Raw genomic sequence first — 23,739 nt, forward strand, 5'->3', positions numbered from 1 at the left:
GCGGCGCGGCCGACGCCGGTTTCGCGCTGAGCGGACCCGGCTCGGGAGGGGCCGCCTGAGGGCGCGCGGCAGTGTCGGCGGTCTTCGTTAGCGTGGTCGCGTGAGCGCTCCTCGAACCCCGGCACCCGCCTCCGACGAGGCTCCCGCCCGCGACGGCTCGGCAGGCGAGGGGCTCGTCCTCGACGCGTCGCAGCGCGCCGTCCTCGCCCTGCCGGACGGCCGCAGCGCCGCGGTGCTCGGCGCCCCCGGCTCGGGGAAGACGAGCACGATCGTCGAGCTCGTCGCCGAGCGCGTGCTCGAGCGCGGCTACGAGCCGGAGTCGATCGCCGTGCTCGCCGCCAGCCGCACGGCAGCGACGGCACTGCGCGACGTGCTCGCGCTGCGGCTCGGCGTCCCGACGCGGGGGCCGCTGGCGCGGACCGCCACCTCGCTGGCCTTCGAGGCGGTGACCGCCGCCGCCAAGGAGCTCGGGATCGACCGGCCGACCCTCCTCACCGGCGGCGAGCAGGACGTCATCCTCTCCGAGCTGCTCGAGGGGCACCTCGAGGAGGGCACCGGGCCGCGCTGGCCCGACGAGTTCAGCCCCGAGGTGCTGCGGCTGCGCACCTTCCGCACCGAGCTGCGCGAGTTCGGGATGCGGGCCACCGAGCACGGCCTCGACACCGCCGCGATCCGCCGGCTGGCCGTGGACGCGGACCGCGGCGAGTGGTCGGCCGCCGCCGCCGTGCTCGAGGAGTTCCGCGACGTCGTCGACTGGATGGCCCCGCAGGCGGGGACGAAGCTCGACGCCGCCGAGTTCGCGGCCTTCGCGGCGGAGACGATCCGCGACGGCGGCGGGGGCGAGCGGATCCGGGCGCTTCGCCTCGTCGTCGTCGACGACATGCAGGAGGCGAGCGAGTCGACCGTCGTGCTGCTGCGCGCCCTCGCGGAGCGCGGCGTCACCGTGCTCGCGTTCGGCGACCCGGACGTCGCGACGAGCGCCTACCGCGGCGCCGCCTCCGACACCCTGGGCCGCTTCGGCCCGGCGATCGGCGTGCGCGACGCGGAGACACTGATCCTCGGCCGCGTGCACCGGCACGGGGCGGCCCTGCGCGCGGTCGTCTCCGCGGCGACGCAGCGGATCGGCACGGCCGCGGCGGGTCGGCAGCGCGCCGCCGAGGCCCCCGCCGACGAGGAGGGGGCGCCCGCCCCGCTGCTGGTGCTGCACGCTCCGACGGCGGCGCGCGAGGCGGCGACGGTGGCGCGACTGCTGCGCGAGCGGCGGCTCCGGGACGACGTGCCGTGGCGCCGGATGGCCGTCGTCGTCCGCTCCGGCGCGGCCGTGCAGCCGCTGCTGAAGGCGCTCGCCGTCGCCGAGGTGCCCACGCGCTCCGTGCTGGCCGGCCGCGCCCTGCGCGACGACCACGCAGCCCGGTCGCTGCTCGTGCTGATCGGCGTCGCGGTCGGCGAGCGTCCGCTGGACGCGGAGCTGGCGGCCGAGCTGCTGCTGGGGCCGTTCGGCGGGGTCGACCGGCTCGGCCTGCGCCGGCTGCGGCTCGCTCTGCGCGCGGAGGAGCTCGCAGGCGGGGGCATCCGCGCGAGCGATCCGCTGCTGGTGGAGGCTCTGGAGGCACCGGGCCGCTTCGCCACGATCGACTCCGGTCCGGCGCGCCAGGCCGAGCGCCTCGCCGTCACGATCGACCGGGTCCGCCGGCTGCACGCCGAGCAGGGCTCGATCGAGGAGCTGCTCTGGTCGGCCTGGGAGTCGAGCCGCGTCGCCTCCTCCTGGCGCGAGCTGGCGCTCGGCACCGGTCTCACCGCGGCCGAGGCGAATCGCAACCTCGACGGCGTCGTCGCGCTCTTCAGCGCGGCGCGGCGCTTCGTCGAGCGGGCGCCCGGTCACTCGGCGATCGGCTTCGTCACCGAGATCCTCGAGGCGGAGGTGCCGGAGGACACGCTGGCGCCGCGCTCGGTCGAGGACGCGGCGCTGATCGGCACGCCCTCCTCCGTCGTCGGCCTCGAGTTCGACGTGGTCGTGGTCGCGCGGCTGCAGGACGGCGTCTGGCCGAATCTGCGGCAGCGCGGCTCGCTGCTCGACCCGGACGGCCTGATCCGGCACGCGCGCGGCGAGGGCGACCTGCCGCTCGACAGCCGGAAGGCCACCCTCGACGACGAGCTGCGGATGTTCGCGCTCGCCGCCTCCCGGGCCCGCCGCCAGCTCGTGCTCAGCGCCGTCGCGGGCGAGGACGAGACGCCGTCCCTCTTCTTCCGGCTCACGCCGCCCGACGCGCCCCGGCTCGACGCGGCCTCGGCCGTGCCGCTGACCCTGCGCGGGGCGGTCGCGGGGCTCCGCCGGACCGCGACGACGCCGAACTCGGCCGATGCGCCCGGTGCGATCCGCGGGCTGCGCGCGCTCACGCTAGCCGAGGTGCCGGGGGCCGACCCGGCCTCCTGGTACGGCGTCCTCGAGCCCTCCACCACCGAGCCGCTCTTCGACCTCGACGATCCCGAGCGGCCGGTCTCGGTCTCGCCCAGCCGGCTCGAGGCGTTCGAGCGCTCGCCGCTCGACTGGTTCGTCGACGCCGTGTCGGGCTCGACGACGAGCACCGCGATGGGGGTCGGCACGCTCGTGCACTGGGTGCTCGAGAACGCGGCGAGCACCGAGCCGGAGGCGCTCTGGGCCGAGCTGGAGTCGCGCTGGCCCGAGCTGGTCTTCGAGTCGCCCTGGCTCGGCGAGCGGCAGCTGCGGGTGACCCGGCGCCTGGTCGAGGGCCTCGCCGCCTACCTCGCCGACTTCGAGCGCGGCGGCGGGGCGGTGCTCGGCCGCGAGCAGCAGTTCGAGATCGACGTGCCGCCCGCCCGGATCCGCGGCTCGATCGACCGCGTCGAGCGCGCGCCGGACGGCTCGGTCGTCATCGTCGACCTCAAGACCGGCCGGAGCACCCCGCGCCAGGCCGACATCGCCGAGCACGCGCAGCTCGGCAGCTACCAGCTCGCCGTCGCGAGTGGCGCGATCGAGGCGGCCGGCGCGGACGAGGGCGGCGGCGCGAAGCTGCTCTTCGTCGCGAAGGGCGTCCGCGGGTCGCTCTACCGCGAGGTGGTCCAGCCCCGCTTCGGCGAGGAGGAGCTCGAGGCGCTGCGCGAGCGGGTCCGGGCGGCGGCACGGGGGATGGCCGCGTCCGGCTTCTCGGGGCTGCTCGACGCGGTCCCCTTCTCCCCGGGTGACGCGCTGCGGTACCGGATCCACGCGGTGCCGGAGGTCTCGGGGGACGGTCGGCTGGCGCTCGACGAGGTCGAGACGGACGACGAGGAGACCGCGGCTCCCGAGGACTCGTCCCTGGACGCCGCCGACCCCGACCCCGCCGCGGATCCCGATCCCGCCGCCGACCCCGCTCGGGCCGCCGACCCCGCTCCCGACTCCGCCGCGACCCCCGAGGACGGACCCCGCCCGTGATCGACGCCCTGACCATCGCCGAGGCCCTCGACCTCCGCCCGCCCACCGTCGAGCAGCGCGCCGTCATCGAGGCGCCGCTCGCCCCGGCCCTCGTCGTCGCCGGCGCCGGCAGCGGCAAGACCGAGACGATGGCGAACCGCGTGCTCTGGCTGCTCGCCAACGGGCTCGCCGCGCCGTCCGAGGTCCTCGGCCTCACCTTCACCCGCAAGGCCGCCGCCGAGCTCGGCGAGCGGATCGGCCGGCGGATCGACCAGCTCGGGGCCGCCGGACTGCTGCCGCTGCGCGAGGGCCAGACCGAGCCCGACCCGTTCGAGGCCGCCACCGTCTCGACCTACAACGCCTTCGCGAACACGATCTTCCGCGACAACGCGGCGCTGATCGGGCGGGAGGGCGACGCGACCGTGCTGTCGGAGGCGTCCGCCTGGCACCTGGCGCGCGGGGTCGTCGCCGACACCGCCGACCCGCGCATCCTCGAGGTCGAGGCGAGCATCGACCGCCTGACCGACCTCACCGTCGCGCTCGCGCACGACCTCGCGGACAACCTCGCCGACCCGGCCGAGGTCGCGGGCTTCGCGGAGGACTTCCTCCGCCTCGGCGAGCTGCCCCGCGGCTCCAGCGGCTCCGGTCTCTACCGCGAGCTCGAGAAGGCGCTGCAGGCCGTCGGCGCGCTGCCGGTGCTGACGGCGCTCGCCGAGCGGTTCCAGGAGGCGAAGGCCGAGCGCGGCTTCGTCGAGTTCTCGGACCAGGTGGCGCTGGCGCTGCGGATCATCGAGCGCGTGCCGCGCGTCGTCGACGAGCACCGCGCCCGCTACCGGGTCGTGCTGCTCGACGAGTACCAGGACACCTCCGTGCTGCAGACCCGCCTGCTCGCCCGGCTCTTCGCCGAGCAGGGCGTGATGGCCGTGGGCGATCCGCACCAGTCGATCTACGGCTGGCGCGGCGCGAGCGCGGAGGGCCTCGGCCGCTTCGCCCTCGACTTCGGCTCCGCGGCCCGGTTCTCGCTGTCGACCAGCTGGCGGAACGGCCACGGCGTGCTGGCGGCGGCGAACGCCGTCGTCGCGCCGCTGACCGCGGGCAGCGCCGTCCCGGTCGACCGCCTCGCCGCCGGGCCGGGCGCCTCCGACCACGCCGTCGAGCTCACCTTCCCCGAGACGATCGAGGACGAGGCCGACGACGTCGCGCGCTGGTTCGCCGGCCGCCTCGCCGAGAACGCCGAGCGCGGGGAGGCGCCGCCGTCGGCCGCGGCGCTCTTCCGCGTCCGCGCGCACATGGACCGCTTCGCCGCCGCGCTCTCCCGGCACGGCGTCCGGTACCACATCCTCGGCATCGGCGGCCTGCTGCGGCAGCCCGAGATCGCCGACCTCGTCGCCGCGCTGACCGTGGTGGAGGACCCGGCGGCGGGCAGCGAGCTGGTCCGCCTCCTGGCCGGCGCGCGCTGGCGCCTCGGCGTCCGCGACCTGCGCGCGCTCCGCGATCTCGCCTCCTGGCTCGCCTCGCGCGACCACGCGCACCGGCTGCTGCCCGAGGAGGTGCGCGAGCGGATGCGCGCCTCCGTCACCGAGGGCGAGGGCGGCTCGATCATCGAGGCCCTCGACTTCATCGCCTCGCGACGCCCCGGCGAGGACGGCCGGCTCGACCACTCCGCGCTGTCCTCGTTCAGCGACGAGGGCCTGCACCGCCTGCACGACGCCGGCACGCTCTTCGCGCGCCTCCGAGCCCGGGCGGGCCTCGACCTCCTCGACTTCGTCACGCTGGTCGAGCAGGAGCTCGGCCTCGACATCGAGGTGGAGGCCAACGAGTCGCGCAGCGACGGCCGCGCCAACCTCGAGGCGTTCCGCGAGGCGGTGTCCGGCTACCTGCAGACCGACGACCGCGGCGCGGGCACCGGCTCGTCGCTCCGCGGCTTCCTCCGCTGGCTCGTGCTGGCGGACAAGCGCGACGGCCTCGCGCCTCGGCCCGAGGACCCGGAGCCCGGCACCGTCCAGCTGCTGACGATCCACGGCTCGAAGGGCCTGGAGTGGGACCTGGTCGCCGTGCCGCGGATGGTCGACGGCGAGCTGCCCGGCACTCCGGTCGAGGGCTTCCGCGGCTGGGTGCGCCTCGGTGCGATGCCGTACGCCTTCCGCGGCGACGCCGCCGAGCTGCCGGACCTCGCCTGGCGCGGCTGCACGACGCAGAAGGAGGTCGTCGACGCGATCGCCGACTTCGGCGACACCCTGCGCGAGCGCAACGAGTCCGAGGAGCGCCGGCTCGCCTACGTCGCGGTCACCCGGGCCCGGCACCACCTGCTGCTCAGCGGCTCGTGGTGGGCGGGGCAGGCGAAGCCGCGCGGACCCGGCGTCTTCCTCCGTGATCTCGCCGAGGCGCGCACCCTCCCGGAGCTGCCGGTCGAGCCGTCGAACCTCGAGAACCCGCTCGAGCAGGCGCCGCGCACCTTCCACTGGCCGCACGACCCGCTCGGCGCCCGCGGCGACCGGGTGCGCGCGGCGGCCGAGCGCGTGCGGGTCGCCGAGCCGGCGCTGCTCGGCGCTCGCGGCGCGGACATCCGCCTGCTGCTCGCCGAGCGCGCCGTGCGCCTCGCGGGCGGCGAGCGCGTCGGCCTGCCGACCCGCATCCCGGCCTCGCGGTTCAAGGACATCGTCAGCACGCCCGCCGAGGTCGTCGCGCAGCTGCGCCGGCCGATGCCCGAGCGGCCGTACCGGCAGACCCGGCTCGGCACCACGTTCCACTCCTGGGTGGAGAACCGCTTCGGCATCCAGGGCGAGGCGGAGTCGGTCGACACCTTCCCGGACGAGCTCGACGACGGCGGGGCGACCGCGGCCGGAGCGGAGGGGGAGCAGCTCGCCCGCCTGATCGAGACGTTCGAGCGCTCGGAGTGGGCCGACCGCCGCCCCGAGGCGGTCGAGATCGAGATCCACCTCCAGCTGGCCGGGCACGTCGTCGTCTGCAAGCTCGACGCCGTCTACCGGACGGAGGAGGGCTTCCAGATCGTGGACTGGAAGACCGGCCGCGCCCCGAAGGACGCGGCCGATCTCGAGCTCAAGCAGTTCCAGCTCGCGCTGTACCGGCTCGCCTACTCGCGCTGGAAGGGCGTGCCGCTCGAGAGCGTCGACGCGGTGTTCTACTTCGTCGCCGACGACCTCGTGCTGCGGCCCGAGCGCTTCTACTCGGAGCGCGAGCTCTCGGAGTCGCTCTCCTCGGCGACGGGGGCGAGCCCGCGGCCGTGAGCGGAGGAGCCGGTCCGCGCGCCGGGCGTGCGGTTCAGCAGCTCCTCGACCTCGGAGACCTCGAGCACCGGCCCGGTGTCGGTCGACAGCGGCGCGGACAGGTCGCCGAGGACGCTGTCGACCAGGAGGTCGAGCATGCCGACCGCGTCGTCGACGATCGCCGAGTCCTCAGTCTCGGTGCCGTGCAGCAGCCAGCGGGCCAGCTCGAGTTCGGCGTAGAGCTGAGCGCGCTGGCGGAGGGTGCGGTCGACCGCGCCGGCGCGCATCCGCGAGTACGCGGCGAACGCAGTGCCGGCCCCCGGAGCGCTGAGCAGCCAGTGCAGGTCGCGGGCCGGATCGCCCACCCGCAGCGCCGCCCAGCCGAGCACGGCGCTGACGGAGTCGCCGGAGCGGAGGAAGGAGTCGGAGGTCATCGAGCCGTTCACGACCGTCGGGTCGAACTGCCAGAGCGCCTCGTCGGAGGAGGCCGACTCCCAGCGCGCGACGAGCGCGGCGGGCACGTGGCCGGTGTCGGCGGCGCGCTCGATGACGGCGACCGTCTCGTTGACGCTGTCGCGGGCCGAGGCGACGGGCAGCCCCGCCTCCTGCACGAACGACGCCGGCAGCGAGTGGATCGCGCCGATCGCGCGTCCGACCGAGTCCGCGAGACCACTGGAGGCCTCGACGTCGTCGATCAGCACGCGGTCGCCCTCGAGGTACTCGTAGACGACGCCGCGGGTGCCGTCGAACGGCGTCTGCCCGATGCTCTCCTGCAGATCGAACGGCAGGCGGCTGCGGATGCCGGCGGTGAGCGCGCGCAGGGCGACGAGGTCGCCGAGCTGCTCCTGCTCGGCCAGTGGCGAGGTCGGCACGCGCACCACCAGGCGGGCGCCGTCGCGCGTGGTCAGCAGAGCGGAGTCGAAGTCCCCGTGCGTCGAGTGCGTGAATTCGCGCGCGGTCCGGACGTCGAGGCCCTCGACGGCCGAAGTGGCCAGCGCGGCTAGAGTGAGATGGGATCTGGCCATGCTCACCAGGGTAGGTCGCCGGGCGCCCGACCGGCCGGTCGCCACGCGCTGACCAGCCGATGCCGTCGAGGAGCCGCGCTCCTCCCGGCCGCCGCCCGGCCCGCCACCTCCTCGGCCCCGCACCGGCCGTCCCCCCGGCACCGCTTCGAAATGAGCCCGCATGATCCCGTCCTTCTCCGACCGCCTCCCGCTCGCCCGTCAGGCGGTCGACCGGGACTACCTCGCCCGGGCGCGTCCCGAGCTCTTCGACGAGCTGGACGCCGATGCGGCGACCCGGGTCGTCCTCCTGCGCGGCGACCGCGCCCTGGTCGACGGCGAGCGCCTCGCCCTGCGCCCCGCGGCCGACGTGCCGGCCGGCGCCCTCCGCCTCTACCTCGGCCGCACCACCGTCGACGCCGAGGGCGAGCCCGCGGGCACTCCCGTCGTCGCCGCCGTGCTCACGGACGAGCAGGCGAGCGCCCTCGAGCCCGACGACGCCGCCTGGGGCGCACTGCGCACCCTCGCCGAGCACCTCAGCGACCGCGATGCCGGCCTCTTCACCGAGGCGCTCGCGATGGTCAACTGGCACGCCTCGCACGGCTTCTCGCCGCGCAACGGCGAGGCCACCGTGATCGAGCAGGGCGGCTGGGTCCGCCGCTCGCCCGCCGACGGCAGCCAGGTCTTCCCGCGCACCGACCCGGCGATCATCGTCTGCGTCCTCGACGCCGACGACCGCCTGCTGCTCGGCTCCAACGCGATGTGGGGCACCGGCCGCTTCTCGCTGCTGGCCGGCTTCGTCGAGCCGGGGGAGTCGCTCGAGGCGGCGGTCGTCCGCGAGATCTTCGAGGAGTCCGGGATGCGCGTCGTCGACCCGCAGTACCTCGGCTCGCAGCCCTGGCCGTTCCCCGCCTCGCTGATGATCGGCTTCACCGCCCGCCTCGCCGAGGACCAGGCCCCCGCCGACCTGCTCCCGGACGGCGAGGAGATCGTCGCCCTGCGCTGGTTCACCCGCCAGCAGCTGCACGACTCGCTCGAGTCGGTGCTGCTGCCCGGCCGCTCGTCGATCGCCCGCGCGATGATCGAGGACTGGTACGGGGGAGCGCTCGAGAACGGCCCCATCGTCGCGTGACCCTGCTCGACGGACTCGACGAGGGGCAGCGCGAGGCGGCGGAGGCGCTGCTCGGCCCGGTCTGCGTCCTGGCGGGCGCAGGCACCGGCAAGACGCGGACCATCACCCACCGGATCGCGCACGGCGTCGCGACCGGCGTCTACACGCCGGCCCGCGTGATGGCGCTGACCTTCACCAGCCGCTCGGCCGCCGAGCTGCGCTCCCGGTTGCGCGTGCTCGGTGCGGGCGGCGTCATGGCCCGGACGTTCCACGCCGCCGCGCTCTCGCAGCTCGGTTTCTTCTGGCCGCAGCTGGTCGGCGGCACGATGCCGCAGCTGCTCGACGGCAAGGCGCGGCTGCTCGGCCACGCCGCGGAGCGGCTCCGGCTGAAGCTGGACACCGCGACCCTGCGCGACCTCTCCGCCGAGATCGAGTGGCGGAAGGTGTCCGCCCTCTCGCTCGAGCAGTACGCGGTGGCCGCCCGGACCCGTGCGCTGCCCGGACGGCTCACCCTCGAGCAGACCGTCGCGATGGTCGACGAGTACGAGGGGCTGAAGGACCAGCGCCGGCAGATCGACTTCGAGGACGTCCTCCTCGTCACGGCTGGGATGCTCGAGTCCGAGCCGGCGATGGCGATGCAGGTGCGCGAGCAGTACCGCTTCTTCGTCGTCGACGAGTACCAGGACGTCAACCCGCTCCAGCAGCGGCTGCTCGAGCTCTGGCTCGGTGACCGCAGCGACCTCTGCGTGGTCGGCGACGCGAGCCAGACCATCTACTCCTTCGCCGGCGCCCGCGCCGACTACCTGCTCGACTTCGGCTCGCGCTGGCCGGCCGCGACGGTCGTCCGCCTCGAGGAGAACTACCGCTCGGCGCCGCCGATCGTGCAGACCGCGAACCGGCTGATGCGCGGCCGGCCCGGCGCGCTCGTGCTGCACTCCGTCGCGAGCGCCCCCGCCGCCGCCGAGAGCCCGGAGCCGGCGATCGACGCCTACCCCGACGACGTCGCGGAGGCCAGAGGAGTGGCGGCCCGCGTCGCCGCCGACATCGAGGCGGGCGTGCGCCCCTCCGCCATCGCGATCCTCTTCCGCACCAACTCGCAGTCCGCGATCCTCGAGCGTGCGCTGCACGAGCGCGGCGTCGCGGCGCACCTGCGCGGCGGCAGGCGCTTCTTCGACCTGCCGGAGGTGAAGCAGGCGGTGATGCAGCTGCGCGCGGCCTCGGTCTCCATCTCCGGCGAGCCGCTGTTCAAGTCGGTCAGCGACGTCCTCCGCTCGCTCGGCTGGAGTGCCGAGCCGCCGTCGGCGCCGGGCGCCGTGCGCGAGCGCTGGGAGTCGCTGGACACGCTCGCCCGGCTGGTCGACGAGGCGCCGGCCGGCTGGAGCTTCAAGCAGTTCACCGACGACCTCCTCGCCCGCCAGCAGGTGCACCACGAGCCGGACCGCGCCGCGGTCACCCTCGCCACCTTCCACTCGGCCAAGGGCCTCGAGTGGGAGTCGGTGCACCTGATGGGCCTCACCGAGGGCCTGCTGCCGATCTCCTATGCGAGCGGCCTCGAGGCGATCGACGAGGAGCGCCGGCTGCTCTACGTCGGCATCACCCGCGCGCGTCAGCGGCTGCGGCTCTCCTGGTCGCAGTCGACCGTGGGCCGGGTCACGCGGCGGGAGCCGTCGCGCTTCCTCGCAGAGATCGGCACGCGCACCCGCGGTGCGGCTCCAGCCGCCGCTCGCTGAACGAGCCGGAGGCGTCGGAGTAGGTGCGCTCGACACTGCGCAGCCCGGTCCAGCCGGCGTGCAGCCGCCGGAGCGCCGCGTCGGCCGCCGCGACCGCGATCGCGGCACTGGAGAGGGCGGTGCGGGTCGAGGCGGTGGTGCCGAGCACCTGGATCACCAGTCGCGGCCACTCCGGGTCGAGGTCGATCCGGTCGCGGTAGGCGCAGTGCAGGCAGGGTCCGCCGCCCGGCTCGACGAGGGGGCCGATGCGGACCGCCTCGTCGCCGAAGACCACGGCCAGGTGCGGCACGTCGCTCGAGAGCCAGTGCGCGGCGCGCGCCGGAGCGACGGCGTAGTCGGCGACGAGCACCGCGAGAGCGGGCACCGCGTCCTCGCCGACCAGCTCGCAGCCCTCGCCGCGGAGCAGGCTGCGCAGGGCGTCGGCCGCCGAGCCGACGCCCTCGACGACCACCCGTGGCGGCGCGGGCGGATCCGGGTCGATGCTCCGCAGCAGCACCGGGCGCAGCGTGGCGAGCAGCTCGTCGACGCGCGCGTCCGAGGCGCCGGCGCGGGTCGCGATCAGCCGCGCCGTGCCCGCACTGGTGCCCACCCGCAGGGCGTGCACCAGCAGCTCCTCGGCGTAGCCGACACCCTCCAGAACGACCCGCGGGTGGTCGAGTCCGACCTGCATCGCGGTCGCGGAGCGCCAGACGAGGGGGAAGCGGGGATCGAGCCGGAGGACCATCGGGAGATCATGGCCGAGAGCTGCCCGGCGGCGCGGGAGTTGTCCACAGGTCGTGGGCCCCTCCCGCGCGAGGATCAGACCGGTCGGTCGCCGGTGGGAGCGGTGCCGTCGTCGTCCGGACGGCCGCCGTCGGTGCCGGCCTCGGGCTCCTCGCCCTCCGGCGCCGCGGGCGTCGTCCCGTTCAGCAGCTCCTCGAGTGCGCGGTCCATCTCGTCGGGCTCCGGGGTCTCGCCGCGGGCCTCGGCGCTCAGGCGCGCGACGAGGGCCGTCGGGTCGTCGAGGTCGTCCGAGCCGGGCAGCACGTCGGGGTGCGACCAGAGCGCGTCGCGCGCCTCCGGACCGACCGCGTCGGTGACGGCCTGCCACATCGCGGCGGCCTCGCGGAGGCGGCGCGGCCGCAGCTCCAGGCCGACGAGCGTGGCGAAGGCCGACTCGGCGGGCCCGCCGGACGCGCGACGGCGGCGGACGGTCTCGGCGATCGCGCCGGCGCTGGGCAGGCGGGTGGTCGCCGCGGCGGTGACCACGTCCACCCAGCCCTCGATCAGCGCGAGCATCGTCTCGAGTCGGCCGTGCGCGGCGAGCTGCTCCTCCGTCTTCGGCGGGATCAGCGCGCCGGAGGTCATCGCGTCGCGCAGCTCCTCGGGGTTGGACGGGTCGAAGTTCTCGGCCAGCTCCTCGAGGCGGGTGGTGTCGATCGTGATGCCGCGGGCGAAGTCGGTGATCTGCGAGATCAGGGCGAGCCGGACCCACTTGCCGTGCCGGAAGAGCCGCGCGTGGGCGAGCTCGCGCACCGCGAGGTAGATCTGCACCTGGTCGATCGGGATGTCGAGGCCCTCGCCGAACGCGGCGACGTTCTGCGGCAGGATCGCCGCGTCGTTCTCCTCGAGCAGCGGGATGCCGATGTCGCCGCCGGAGACGACCTCGGCGGCCAGCTGGCCGACCACCTGACCGAGCTGGAGGGCGAAGAGGGTGCCGCCGATGCCGCGCATCATGTCCTCGGCGCCAGCGATCATCGCCTTCATCTCCTCGGGGGCCTGGTCGCGCATGACGCCGGTGAGCGCGTCGGAGATGCTGAGGGCGACCGGCTCGGCGAGCTGCGTCCAGACCGGCATCGTGAGCGAGATCCACTCGAGCCGGCTGATGGTGCGCGGCGGGCGGCTCAGCTCGGAGACGTAGGCGACCTCGTCGAGCCAGAGCGCCGCGACGCCGAAGGCGCCGTCGAGCGGGGCACGCACGGCGTCGGTCACCGGGACCGACTCGGCGCGCGCCAGCTGCTTCGCCTGCTCGAGTGCGAGCGACCAGTTGATCCCGCCGCCCGACTGCTGCATCGCGCTCTGCAGCTGCGAGAGCAGGTTCTGCAGCGCGACCGGGTCGTTGGGCAGACCGGCGGCGCCGGCGAGCTGGCTCGGGTCGATCGGGCCGTTCCCCGAGAGGAACTGCCGGAGCATGTCGCGGAACTCGTCCTCCGAGCCGCCGCCCGGTCGGTCCGCGTTGTCGCCTTCGGCCATTCGGGGAGCCCTCTCTCATCGCACGGAGCCGGCCTCTGCACACCCGGTTCGGGCGACGGATCGTGACACGACTCCCAGTCGTGCAAGCTACGTTAGCCCGAGCGTCCGGAGCCACGACGTGAAGTCGACCGCCCGGCCCCGACCCGCTTCCGCCCGCCGCGAACACGCCGGCGCCGCCGCCCCGCACGTCCCCAGAGAGGCCCCCGTTTGCTGTTCTCCGTCGACCCGCGCCCCTCCTCCCCGCGCGGCCGGCGCGCCTGGGTCGGGCCCGCGGTCCTCTTCTCCGGCGTCGCGCTCGTCGTCGGGCTCGGCGTCACCCCCGCCCCCTACGTGATCGAGCAGCCGGGCCCGGTCTTCGACACCCTCGGCACGAGCGGCGAGGACGTGCCGCTGATCTCCATCCCGGACGAGACGACCTATCCCACCGAGGGCACGCTCGACATGCTGACGGTCTCGGTGGTCGGCAACCCGCAGAGCCTGCCGACCTGGATCGAGGTCGCGAGCGCCTGGTTCGACCGCACCAAGGCCGTCGTGCCCGTCGCGCAGATCTTCCCGCCGTCCTCCACGGTCGAGGAGCGGGATCAGGCGAACCAGGCCGAGATGACCGACTCGCAGCAGGAGGCGATCGCCGCGGCGCTCACGGAGCTCGGCTATCCGATCGGGCAGCGGGTCGCTGTCGCGCAGGTCCCGGACGACTCGCCCGCCGCCGGTGCGCTCGAGGCCGGCGACGAGATCCTCGCTGTCGCGGGGGAGCCGGTCGCCGACGTCCCCGCCCTGCGCGCGGCCGTGCAGGCCTCGGGCACGCAGCAGCCGGTGACCCTCTCCATCGAGCGGGACGGGGCCGAGCAGGACGTGCAGGTCACCCCGGTCGACAACGACGGCGCGGCCGTGATCGGCATCGTCGCCGGTGCGGCCTTCGACTTCCCGTTCGAGGTCGACATCCAGCTGGACGACGTCGGCGGACCGAGCGCCGGGATGATGTTCGCGCTCGGGATCATCGACAAGCTCACCGAGGGCGCGCTGAACGGCGGCGCCTCCGTCGCCGGCACCGGCACCATCGACGCCGCGGGCGAGGTCGGCGCGATCGGCGGCATCCGCCAGAAGATGTTCGGCGCGGTCGACGCGGGGGCGCAGTACTTCCTCGCGCCCGCCGACAACTGCAACGAGGTCGTCGGCCACGTGCCCGACGGCCTCCAGGTCTTCAGCGTCGCCACCCTCGACGACTCCCTCGCCGCGCTGAAGGGCGTCGCCGCGGGCGACACCGGCGCGCTGCCGACCTGCGACGGCGCGACCCCGATCAACTGACGGGTCGGGTCTCGATGCGCCCCTGCAGGGCTACTCGACCAGCATGTGCGGCCACCGAGTCGCCGAGCGTCCGCCGCATGCTGATCGAGCAGCCCGCGGAGCGGGCGTATCGAGATCCACCGCCCGGCCGAACCGCCCTGTCCGCTCAGGGCGGAGCCGCCGAGCCGCTCCCTGAGGGCGACGCTCAGGTCCCCTCGCTGGTCGTCGCCTACCATGGGGAGCCTCCCGTCACATCTCCACATCAAGAGGCTTATCCGTGAGTTCTGCAGCAACCGAAGCCCCGCCGCGCAAGAGACGGAGCGTTCTCGCCGTCACGGTCGTGGTGGTCGCCGTCCTGGTGGTGGCGTTCTTCGTCTTCGCCGGTCTCTACACCGACATCCTCTGGTACGACCAGCTCGGGTTCCTCTCGGTGCTGACGACGCAGTGGTTCGCCGCGGGCGGGCTCTTCGTCATCGGCTTCGTCGCGATGGCCGTCCCGGTGTTCGTGAGCCTGACGCTCGCCTACCGGCTGCGCCCGGTATACGCGAAGCTCAACTCGCAGATCGACCGCTACCAGCAGGTCGTCGAGCCGTTGCGGCGCCTGGCCACCTTCGGCATCCCGGCGGTCCTCGGCCTCTTCGCCGGCGTCTCCTCCTCCACCCGGTGGCAGACGAGCCTGACCTTCTGGAACCGCACGCCCTCGGGCGACGTCGATCCGCTGTTCGGCCTCGACACGTCCTTCTACCTCTTCGAGCTGCCCTTTTACCAGAGCATCGTCGGCTTCGCCTCGGCCGTGCTCATCATCTCGGCGCTCGCCACCCTCGCCACCGGCTACCTCTACGGAGCGATCCGGATCAACGGCCGCGAGATCCGCATCTCGAAGTCCTCGCGCATCCAGCTGGCGATCATCGCGGCGCTCTACCTGCTCGTGCAGGCGGTCAGCCTCTGGCTCGACCAGTACGCGACCCTCAGCCGCCAGGGCACCCGGATCACCGGCGCGACCTACGCCTCCGTGAACGCCACGATCCCCGGCCTGCAGATCCTCGCCGCCATCTCCGCGCTGATCGCCGTCCTCTTCATCATCACGGCCTTCGTCGGCCGCTGGCGCCTGCCCGTCATCGGCACCGCGCTCCTCATCGTCGCGAGCCTGCTCGTCGGCTCGCTCTACCCGTGGGTCGTCCAGAAGTTCCAGGTGGAGCCGAACGAGCGCACGCTCGAGTCGACGTACATTCAGGACAACATCGACATGACGCGGCAGGCCTACGGCGTCTCCGACGTCCAGGTCATCCCCTACGACGCGACGACCGATGCCGAGCCGGGCGCGCTCCGCTCCGACGCGGAGACCACGGCGAACATCCGCATCCTCGACCCCGCCGTCGTGACCGACGCGTTCTCGCAGCTGCAGCAGTTCCGCCAGTACTACTCCTTCGGCGACCAGCAGAACGCGCTCGACGTCGACCGCTACTCGATCGACGGCTCGACGCAGGACGCCGTCGTCGGCGTCCGCGAGCTGAACCTCAACGGCCTCGGCACCAACCAGACCTGGTACAACCAGACCCTCGTCTACACCCACGGCTACGGCCTGGTCGCCGCCTACGGCAACCAGCGCTCATCCGACGGCGAGCCCGTCTTCATCGAGTCCGGCGTCCCGACGACCGGTGACCTCGGCGACTACGAGCCGCGGATCTACTTCGGCGAGAACTCGCCCGGCTACTCGATCGTCGGCGGCGACGGCGACCGCAACATCGAGCTCGACTACCCGTCGGGCACCGAGGGCGAGCAGCAGACCTACACGACCTTCGACGGCAACGGCGGCCCCTCGCTCGACAACGTCTTCAAAAAGCTCGTCTACGCGATCAAGTTCCAGTCCGAGCAGATCTTCCTCTCGGACGGCGTCAACGACCAGTCGCAGATCCTCTACGACCGCGACCCGGTCCAGCGCGTCCAGAAGGTCGCCCCGTACCTGACGCTCGACTCGGACGCCTACCCGACCGTCGTCGACGGCCGCGTCGTCTGGGTGGTCGACGGCTACACCACCTCCGCGGACTACCCGTACTCGGAGGTGCAGAGCCTCTCGCAGGCGATCGCCGACACCAACACGCAGCAGCAGTTCCCGACCGACGACGTCAACTACATCCGCAACTCGGTCAAGGCGACGGTCGACGCCTACGACGGCAGCGTGACGCTCTACGCCTGGGACACCGAGGACCCGATCCTGCAGACCTGGCAGAAGATCTTCCCGAGTACCGTCGAGCCGATCAGCGAGATGTCGGCCGGCCTGCTCAGCCACGTCCGCTACCCGGAGGACCTCTTCAAGGTGCAGCGCGCCGTGCTCGGCACCTACCACGTGACCGACGCCGGCTCGTTCTACTCCCGCGAGGCCGCCTGGTCCACGCCGAACGACCCGACCTCGGGTGGAGCGAGCACGGCCGCCGTCGGCGGCGGGGACACGCTGCAGCCGCCGTACTACCTGACGCTGCAGACGCCCGACGTCGAGACGCCGTCGTACTCGCTGTACTCCACCTACATCCCGGCGAGCACACCCGGCAGTGCGGCGAGCCGCAACGTGCTCACCGGCTACCTCGTCGCCGACTCGGATGCGGGCTCGACGGAGGGCGCAGTGGCCGACGGCTACGGCACGCTCCGGCTGCTCGAGCTGCCGAGCGACGACACGGTGCCCGGCCCCGGTCAGGTGCAGAACGCGTTCAACACCGATCCGACCGTCGCGAACCAGCTGGCACTGCTCCAGCGCGGCGACACCACGGTGACCCGGGGCAACCTGCTCACCCTGCCCGTCGGCGGCGGTCTGCTCTACGTGCAGCCGATCTACGTCAGCTCGAACGGAGACACGAGCTTCCCGCTCCTGCAGAAGGTGCTCGTCGCCTTCGGTGACGACATCGCCTTCGAGGACACCCTCGACGCCGCCCTCGACAGCCTCTTCGGCGGCGACTCGGGAGCGGACGCGGGTGACACCGGCACGGTGGTCACTCCGACCCCGACGCCGACCGACACGGCGGATCCGGGCGCGGGCGGCACCGGGACCGGCGACACGGGCACCGGCGGGACGACTCCGACCGGCGACCAGACCGAGCTCCAGGCCGCGCTGAGCGACGCGAGCACGGCTCTCGCCGCTCGCGAGACGGCCCTGAAGGCCGGCGATCTGACCGCCTTCGCGGCGGCGGACGAGCAGCTCACCGAGGCGCTCCAGCGGGCGCTGGCGGCCGAGGGGCAGCAGTAGGCCGATGGTCCAGGTCGATCGTGGCGAGCACCTGCGTGCAGGGGAGTGGCTCGATCCGAACCGGGAGTACTGGGAGGGGCGTGCCGGCGACGGCGCGCCCCTCCGGGCGTTCGGGGCGGCGGTGCCGGCCGGGGCGCGGGTCCTGCTCCTGCAGTGCGGTGCCGGAGGCGACGCGCTCCTGCTCGCCGAGCGGGGCGAGGACGTCATCGGCGTCGACTTCTCGATGCCGGCGATCCGGCTGGCCCGCGAGGCGGCCCGCGAGCGCGGTCTCGCCGAGCGGACCCGCTTCGTCTGCGCCAACCTCTACGAGCTGCGGCACATGCTGCCCGAGCCCGACGCCTTCGGCGCCGTCGTGACGACCCTGGACGCGGTCGCCTGGCTCCCCGATCTCGAGGAGTGGGCGCGGATCGTCGAGCGGTTCGTCGCACCGGGTGGGACCGCGGTGATCGGCGCGCAGGCGCGGCCGCGCGTCGACGACCCGGCGGTGCGCACCTGGGAGCGCTCGGCGGACCAGGTCGCGGAGGCTCTCCGGGTGACCGGTCTCGAGGTCGCCGCGAGCGCCCTCGACGGTGTCGCGTGGACGGCGACGAAGCCCGTCTGAGCCGCCGAGCACGGCACTGCCCGCTCCGAGTGCCCGCTCGATTTGCATCGGTCCTGATCCCCGTGTAGTGTCTCTTCTTGTGCCGCGGGGTGGAGCAGTTCGGTAGCTCGCTGGGCTCATAACCCAGAGGTCGTAGGTTCAAATCCTGCCCCCGCAACAAGAAGAGGAAAGCCGGTCGCGAAAGCGGCCGGCTTTCGTCGTTAACGGCGGCGTCACACGGCGCTACGAGGCCGCGTCGATGACGCTCAGCACGTTGCCCGACGGGTCGCGGAACCAGGCGATCGTCGGTCCCCGCCCTCGCATCACGCCGTTCTCGTCGGTCGGCATCTCGCTGTCCGAGTAGATCTTGGTGACGACGCCGGACTCGTTGAGCGCCGCGACCGCCGCGTCGACGTCCTCGACGGCGAAGTTCAGGATCGTGAACTCGGCCGGCACGTGGCTCGGCTTCGGGTAGGCGATGGCGCTCCCGCCGCCGGGCAGGGCGATGTCGAGGATCCCCATCGCGTTGACCGACACGTCCAGCCCGAGGACGTCGCCGTAGAACGCCCTCGCCGACTCGACGTCCTGCACGCTGAACCCGCTGAAGGCCCGCTCGCTCCGGATCATTACCGCACTCCCGTCCGCGCAGCGCCGTCGCCGCGTCCTGCGCGCGACGCTACTCCGCCGGCAGCACGCTGGTCGAGTAGCCCCGCAGGGGCGTATCGAGACCCACCGTCCTCAGCAAGCCGGGTCTGCAGACTCATCGTTCTGACGCCGGTGGATCTCGATACGCCTGCTCCGCGGGCTACTCGATCAGCATGAGGACCAGCTCCGCGGGCTACTCGATCAGCAGGAGCGGCCCGCTCCGCGGGCTGCTCGATCCGAGTGCGCCGGAGGCGCGTCCGCCCCGCATGCTGGTCGAGTAGCCCGCAGGGCGTATCGAGACCCACCATCGCCCCGCCGCCGCGTCGACCCCGAGTCGCTCGGTGTGTCGGGCCGGGGCGCACGCTATCCTCGTCCGGGATGCGAAGGGTGCTGGTGTGAGCGACGAACAGGTGGACGAGACCGCAGGAGCGACCCGGGACGGGTCCCCGAGCGAGGGGATCCACCTCACCCGCCGGAGCCGGCGGGACGCCGAATCCGCCGCACAGACTCAGCGTCCGACTCCCCGCACCCGCCCGGTGCCCGTCGCCCCCGTCGCGGTGCGCACACCCGTCCTCACGACGGTGGCGCCCGTCCGCCGCCGCCGTGGCCGAGTCCTCCGCACCACGGTCAGCACGGTCGCGGCCGCCGCGATCGCCGGCATGGTCGCCGTGATGGCCCTGCCCGCCTACTCCTTCGACCCCGCGCCCGACTCGCAGGCCGCGATCGAGGCCGCCGCCCGCATCCAGGCGCTCGGCAACCAGAAGCTCACGGTCGCGTCGACCGCCGTGCAGGAGCAGGTCATCCGCGACTCCTTCACCGCCCCCACCCAGGCGCAGCTCGACGAGGCCGCCGCGCAGGCGCGTGCCCTCGCCGCCGCCGCGGAGAAGGCCGCCGCCGATGCCGCAGCGGCAGCCGCCGCGGCCGCCGCCGAGGAGGCCTCCGGCACGTCCACGGGCGCTGCCGCGACGAGCCGCTCGGGCGGCACCAGCAGCTCCGTCACTCCCCGCGAGGAGGGCGACGACTACCCCTGGCGCGACGCGCTGACCGACGATCAGGGCGGCGGCCTCTCGCCGCTGCGCTACTACTACCGCGAGTGCGTCGACTTCGTCGCCTGGCGCCTGAACCGCGACCAGGGCTCCACCGGCGCCCCGTTCAAGTGGACCTGGGGCAACCTGACCCCCGGCGGCGGCAGCGCCTACGCCTGGGCCGGCCAGTGGGCCTCGCACGGCTGGGAGACCAGCACCACGCCCGTCCCCGGCGCCGTCGCCTGGTTCAACGGCAACCACGTCGCCTACGTGCAGTCCGTGAACGGCGACGGCACCGTCTCGCTCGAGGAGTACAACTGGGGCAACGACCACGCGTACCACGCGCGGACGATCCCGGCCTCGAGCGTCCCGCTCTTCCTCTACCCGCCGAGCTGATGGCGGCGCAGCGCAGAGCCTCCACGCGCAAGGCCGCCCATCCCGCGAGCGCGGCGGCCGTCGGCTTCGCCGTCGCGCAGTTCGCTCCGACCGACGACCGCGCGGCGAACCTCGCGGTGATCCGCCGCTTCGCCGGCGTCGCCGCTCAGCGCGGCGCCAGCGTCGTGGTCCTGCCCGAGTACAGCTCGTTCTTCGTCGACCCGCTCGGCCCCGAGCTCGTCGCCGCGGGCGAGGCGCTCGACGGCCCCTTCGTCCAGGGACTGGGTGAGATCGCCCGCGAGCTCCGCGTCCACCTGGTGGCGGGCATGGTCGAGTCGGTCGACGACGGCGAGCGGATCGCCAACACCCTCGTCGCGGTCGAGCCCGGGGGAGCGGTCGTCGCGACCTACCGCAAGCTGCACCTCTACGACGCCTTCGGCCAGACCGAGTCCGACTGGGTCGCGCCGGGCGAGATCGGCGTGCCGCAGACCTTCGAGGTGGGCGGCCTCGTCGTCGGCCTGCAGACCTGCTACGACCTGCGCTTCCCGGAGGTGACCCGCTGGCTCGTCGACGCGGGCGCCGACGTGGTCGCGGCCCCCGCCGAGTGGGTCCGCGGCCCACTCAAGGAGGCGCACTGGCGCACCCTCGTCACCGCCCGTGCGCTGGAGAACACGATCTACCTCGTCGCCGCCGACCAGACCCCGCCGATCGGCGTCGGGACGAGCATGATCGTCGACCCGATGGGCGTCGAGATCGCCACGCTCGGCGAGGTCGAGGACGTCGCGGTCGCCTGGCTCTCCCAGGAGCGCATCGCCTCGGCCCGGGAGAAGAACCCCGCGCTCGCGCTGCGGCGCTTCGAGGTCCGCCCCGTCCGGGCCGGCCGCCGGTCAGCCGCGGCGCGCGAGTCCCGCTAGCCGCTCCGCCGCGCTGTCGAGCACCTCGAAGCGCTTGCAGAACGCGAATCGCACGAGCGAGCGGTAGGCGTCCGCGTCCTCGGTGCTGCAGAACGCCGACACCGGCACCGCCACCACTCCGGCGAGCCCGGGCAGCGCCCGGCAGAAGGCGGCCCCGTCGTCCCAGCCGAGCGGGGCCGCGTCCGCGACGACGAAGTACGACCCCGCCGACGGCGACACCGTGAAGCCGGCCGCCGCGAGCCCGGCCGAGAGCACGTCGCGCTTGCGCTCCAGCGTCGCCGCGATGCCGGTGAAGAACGCGTCGGGCAGCTCGAGGCCGACGGCGACCGCGCCCTGGAACGGCGACCCGCTGACGTAGGTGAGGAACTGCTTCACCGCGAGCACCGCCGTGATCAGCGTTCGCGGCCCGGTGATCCAGCCGATCTTCCAGCCGGTGGTGCTGAAGGTCTTGCCCGCGGAGGAGACGGTGAGCGTCCGCTCCCGGGCGCCGGGCAGCGTCGCGATCGGCACATGGCCGCCGTCGAAGCGCAGGTGCTCGTAGACCTCGTCGGTGACGATCAGCGCGTCGTGCCGGTGCGCGAGCCGCACGATCAGCTCCCGGGTCTCGGCGGGCAGCACGGAGCCGGTCGGGTTGTGCGGGTCGTTGACGAGGACGACGCGGGTGCGGTCGGTGACGGCGGCCGTCAGCTCCTCGTGGTCGACGTGGAAATCCGTCCCCCGCAGCGGGACCGTGCGGTGCACACCGCCGGCCAGGGCGATCAGCGCGCCGTAGGCGTCGTAGTGCGGAGTGAAGGTGACGACCTCGTCACCGGGCTCGAGGAGCGCGAGCAGCGTCGCCGCGAGCGCCTCCGTGGCGCCGGTGGTGACCAGCACCTCGCCGTCCGGGTCGACCTCCAGCCCGTAGAAGCGGCGCTGGTGCGCGGAGACGGCCTCACGGAGCACCGGGAAGCCCGGCCCCGGCGGGTACTGGTTGAGGCCAGCGGAGATCGCCGCGCGCGCCGCCTCGAGCACCTCCTGCGGTCCGTCCTCGTCCGGGAAGCCCTGACCGAGGTTGATCGCCCCGGTCCGCGCGGCGAGCGCGCTCATCTCGCTGAAGACGGTGGCGGCGACCTCGCCGCTCGGGCCGAGAAGACCGGCGCCGGCGGCGGCGCGGGTCCAGGATCCGTGGATGCTCACCCCGCCAGTCTGGCGGCTGGAGCCCCCTTGGGCGCGCCGGCGGGCATTGGCGTGCCGCTCGCAGGCGCGTCATAAGGAACGCACAGGTTCTCTGGTCAAGCTATCCCCGCTTGGAAGGAGCACCACCCATGACCGAGAGTCACGACGGTCCTCGTCAGCCGGAGGATCCCCGCACACCGGAGGATCGCCGCCACGAGGCGAACCAGCCCATCTCCGGCGAGCACACCCCCGGACAGCCCACCACCCCGCTGGGCACCGGAGAGCCGTCGTCGTCCACCGGGCCCACCGAGCCCCTCCCGTCCTACACGTCGAACGCGGCGGAGGGGAACCAGGCACAGCCGGTCCCGCCGACCCCGCGCTACGGCCAGTTCGCCCCTCCCGCCGCGCACACCGTGCAGAGCACCGAGCAGCCGCCCGTCGGCGAGCAGGGCTCGTTCGGCGGCGGCCAGCCCCCGGTCGGGCCGCCCACCGCGACCAAGCGCCGCGCCGGTGTCGGCGTCGTCGCGGCCCTCGCCATCGGCGCGGTCGTCGGCGGAGTCGCCGGGGCCGGCGTCTTCGGCCTCTGGTCCGCCTCCAACGGAGCCGGCACCCGCGTCGTCTCCTCGAGCGGCTCGCAGACCATCACGGTGAACAACGCCGAGGACGCGACCACCGCGACCGCCGTCGCCGCCAAGGCCACGCCGAGCGTCGTGACGATCGCCGTCGCCGGCAGCTCCTCGTCCGGCACCGGCTCGGGCATCGTGCTCTCGAAGGACGGCTACGTCCTCACCAACACCCACGTCGTCACCCTCGACGGCCAGATCTCGGACGGCGCGGTCACCGTGACCACGCAGGACGGCCGCATCTTCACCGCGACCATCGTCGGCACCGACCCGACACTCGATCTCGCCGTGATCAAGCTGGCCGACGCGACCGACCTGGTCCCGATGACCTTCGCCGACTCGACCGAGGTCAACGTCGGCGACACCGCCGTCGCGATCGGCGCGCCGCTGGGCCTCTCCGGCACCGTCACCGACGGCATCGTGAGCGCGCTCAACCGGAGCATCCAGGTCGCCTCCTCCGCCGCCCCCGACGACTCGGGCGACAGCTCGAGCGGCAGCACCGAGAGCCCGTTCAACTTCGACATCCCCGGCCAGACCCAGCAGACGCCGGCGACCAGCACCATCTCGCTGCCCGTCATCCAGACGGACGCAGCGATCAACCCCGGCAACTCGGGCGGCGCGCTGCTCGACAGCGACGGCGAGCTGATCGGCGTCAACGTGGCGATCGCGAGCGCGGGGCAGTCCTCGAGCTCGAGCGGGCAGTCCGGCAACATCGGCGTCGGCTTCGCGATCCCGAGTGCCATCGCCGAGCGCGTCGCGAAGGAGATCATCGCGAACGGCGCCGCCACGCACGGCCTGCTCGGCGCGAGCGTCTCGGACTCCACCCAGGACGTCCTCGGCGCGAAGATCCAGGAGGTGACCAGCGGCGGTGCCGCGCAGGCCGCCGGCCTGGCCGCGGGCGACATCGTCACCGGAGTGGCCGGGACGCCGATCACGAGCGCCTCGGACCTCACCGCCCAGGTGCGCGCGCAGGCCGCGAACGCCGACGTGAAGCTGACCTACGTGCGCAGCGGCAAGACCTTCGAGATCGACGTCACACTCGGCACCATGGCCACCAGCTGACTCCTTGCGCAGTGAGCGGCAGCCCCCGGGGATCCGTCCCCGGGGGCTGCTCCGCGTCCGCGGGGCGGTGCGCGGCCCGCTGGTAGTGTGGGGCGCCCGCGTCCGGCCAGGACGCCCGGCCCCGC

15 protein-coding genes and 1 tRNA gene are annotated in these 23,739 nt (G+C 73.8%); 11 read left to right on the plus strand and 5 right to left on the minus strand.

Translation table 11 applies throughout. From position 1 onward, the window contains the following. Positions 1-100 precede the first annotated feature (100 nt). Positions 101-3,433 carry an ATP-dependent DNA helicase gene (locus tag EDF35_RS16410; RefSeq protein ID WP_133963121.1) on the plus strand — a complete coding sequence of 1,111 codons (3,333 nt, stop codon included), beginning with the start codon at positions 101-103 and terminating at the stop codon, positions 3,431-3,433. Next, positions 3,430-6,660 (plus strand): ATP-dependent DNA helicase, encoded by a 3,231-nt coding sequence (locus EDF35_RS16415; RefSeq protein ID WP_133963122.1) that lies wholly within the window; start codon positions 3,430-3,432, stop codon positions 6,658-6,660. Before EDF35_RS16410 ends, EDF35_RS16415 begins: the two co-directional genes overlap by 4 nt. On the opposite strand, the gene EDF35_RS16420 is transcribed toward EDF35_RS16415, so the two are convergent. Continuing rightward, entirely contained in the window at positions 6,597-7,664 is a 1,068-nt protein-coding gene (locus tag EDF35_RS16420) for a phosphotransferase (RefSeq protein ID WP_123705102.1), read from the minus strand. The two genes, EDF35_RS16415 and EDF35_RS16420, sit on opposite strands and share 64 nt — an antisense overlap. A 160-nt stretch (positions 7,665-7,824) precedes the next feature. Between EDF35_RS16420 and nudC the strand changes: the two genes are divergently transcribed. Both nudC and EDF35_RS16430 read left to right on the plus strand, forming a co-directional pair. Next, positions 7,825-8,772 carry an NAD(+) diphosphatase gene (gene nudC / locus EDF35_RS16425; protein WP_123705101.1) on the plus strand — a complete coding sequence of 316 codons (948 nt, stop codon included), beginning with the start codon at positions 7,825-7,827 and terminating at the stop codon, positions 8,770-8,772. Beyond that, positions 8,769-10,481: an ATP-dependent helicase gene (locus EDF35_RS16430; RefSeq protein ID WP_133963123.1), complete on the plus strand. Its 1,713-nt coding sequence runs from the start codon at positions 8,769-8,771 to the stop codon at positions 10,479-10,481. Before nudC ends, EDF35_RS16430 begins: the two co-directional genes overlap by 4 nt. Here EDF35_RS16430 and EDF35_RS16435 read toward each other — a convergent pair. Both EDF35_RS16435 and EDF35_RS16440 read right to left on the minus strand, forming a co-directional pair. Continuing rightward, positions 10,402-11,205, minus strand: a complete 804-nt coding sequence (locus tag EDF35_RS16435; protein WP_123447580.1) for a hypothetical protein — start codon at positions 11,203-11,205, stop codon at positions 10,402-10,404. The two genes, EDF35_RS16430 and EDF35_RS16435, sit on opposite strands and share 80 nt — an antisense overlap. A gap of 74 nt (positions 11,206-11,279) precedes the next feature. Further along, on the minus strand, positions 11,280-12,713 hold the full coding sequence (locus EDF35_RS16440) for a zinc-dependent metalloprotease (protein ID WP_123705098.1): 1,434 nt from the start codon (positions 12,711-12,713) through the stop codon (positions 11,280-11,282). A gap of 207 nt (positions 12,714-12,920) precedes the next feature. On the opposite strand from EDF35_RS16440, the gene EDF35_RS16445 reads away from it, so the two are divergent. The 4 genes from EDF35_RS16445 (at position 12,921) to EDF35_RS16460 (ending at position 17,993) form a co-directional block, all read left to right on the plus strand. Further along, positions 12,921-14,018 carry a PDZ domain-containing protein gene (locus tag EDF35_RS16445; RefSeq protein ID WP_133963124.1) on the plus strand — a complete coding sequence of 366 codons (1,098 nt, stop codon included), beginning with the start codon at positions 12,921-12,923 and terminating at the stop codon, positions 14,016-14,018. Positions 14,019-14,274: 256 nt separating this feature from the next. Continuing rightward, positions 14,275-17,235, plus strand: a complete 2,961-nt coding sequence (locus tag EDF35_RS16450; RefSeq protein ID WP_243840027.1) for a UPF0182 family protein — start codon at positions 14,275-14,277, stop codon at positions 17,233-17,235. Positions 17,236-17,239: 4 nt separating this feature from the next. Then, positions 17,240-17,836, plus strand: coding sequence for a class I SAM-dependent methyltransferase (locus EDF35_RS16455; protein WP_133963125.1), 597 nt, complete (start codon positions 17,240-17,242; stop codon positions 17,834-17,836). An 83-nt stretch (positions 17,837-17,919) separates the two neighbouring features. After that, positions 17,920-17,993, plus strand: a tRNA-Met gene (locus EDF35_RS16460). A gap of 65 nt (positions 17,994-18,058) precedes the next feature. Here EDF35_RS16460 and EDF35_RS16465 read toward each other — a convergent pair. Further along, a complete protein-coding gene (locus tag EDF35_RS16465) occupies positions 18,059-18,442 on the minus strand; it encodes a VOC family protein (protein WP_133963126.1) in 384 nt (127 codons plus the stop codon). Positions 18,443-18,855: 413 nt separating this feature from the next. Here EDF35_RS16465 and EDF35_RS16470 point away from each other — a divergent pair, with 413 nt between their 5' ends. Both EDF35_RS16470 and EDF35_RS16475 read left to right on the plus strand, forming a co-directional pair. After that, entirely contained in the window at positions 18,856-19,881 is a 1,026-nt protein-coding gene (locus EDF35_RS16470; protein ID WP_133963127.1) for a CHAP domain-containing protein, read from the plus strand. After that, positions 19,881-20,774 (plus strand): carbon-nitrogen hydrolase family protein, encoded by an 894-nt coding sequence (locus EDF35_RS16475; RefSeq protein WP_133963128.1) that lies wholly within the window; start codon positions 19,881-19,883, stop codon positions 20,772-20,774. Before EDF35_RS16470 ends, EDF35_RS16475 begins: the two co-directional genes overlap by 1 nt. Here the strand turns inward: EDF35_RS16475 and EDF35_RS16480 are convergent. Further along, a complete protein-coding gene (locus EDF35_RS16480; RefSeq protein ID WP_133963129.1) occupies positions 20,748-21,950 on the minus strand; it encodes a pyridoxal phosphate-dependent aminotransferase in 1,203 nt (400 codons plus the stop codon). The two genes, EDF35_RS16475 and EDF35_RS16480, sit on opposite strands and share 27 nt — an antisense overlap. A gap of 128 nt (positions 21,951-22,078) precedes the next feature. On the opposite strand from EDF35_RS16480, the gene EDF35_RS16485 reads away from it, so the two are divergent. After that, positions 22,079-23,614, plus strand: coding sequence for a trypsin-like peptidase domain-containing protein (locus tag EDF35_RS16485; RefSeq protein ID WP_133963130.1), 1,536 nt, complete (start codon positions 22,079-22,081; stop codon positions 23,612-23,614). Positions 23,615-23,739: the final 125 nt, after the last annotated feature.

Origin of the sequence: Rathayibacter sp. PhB151 (assembly GCF_004366415.1) — a bacterium.
Taxonomy (GTDB): Bacteria; Actinomycetota; Actinomycetes; order Actinomycetales; family Microbacteriaceae; genus Rathayibacter; species Rathayibacter festucae.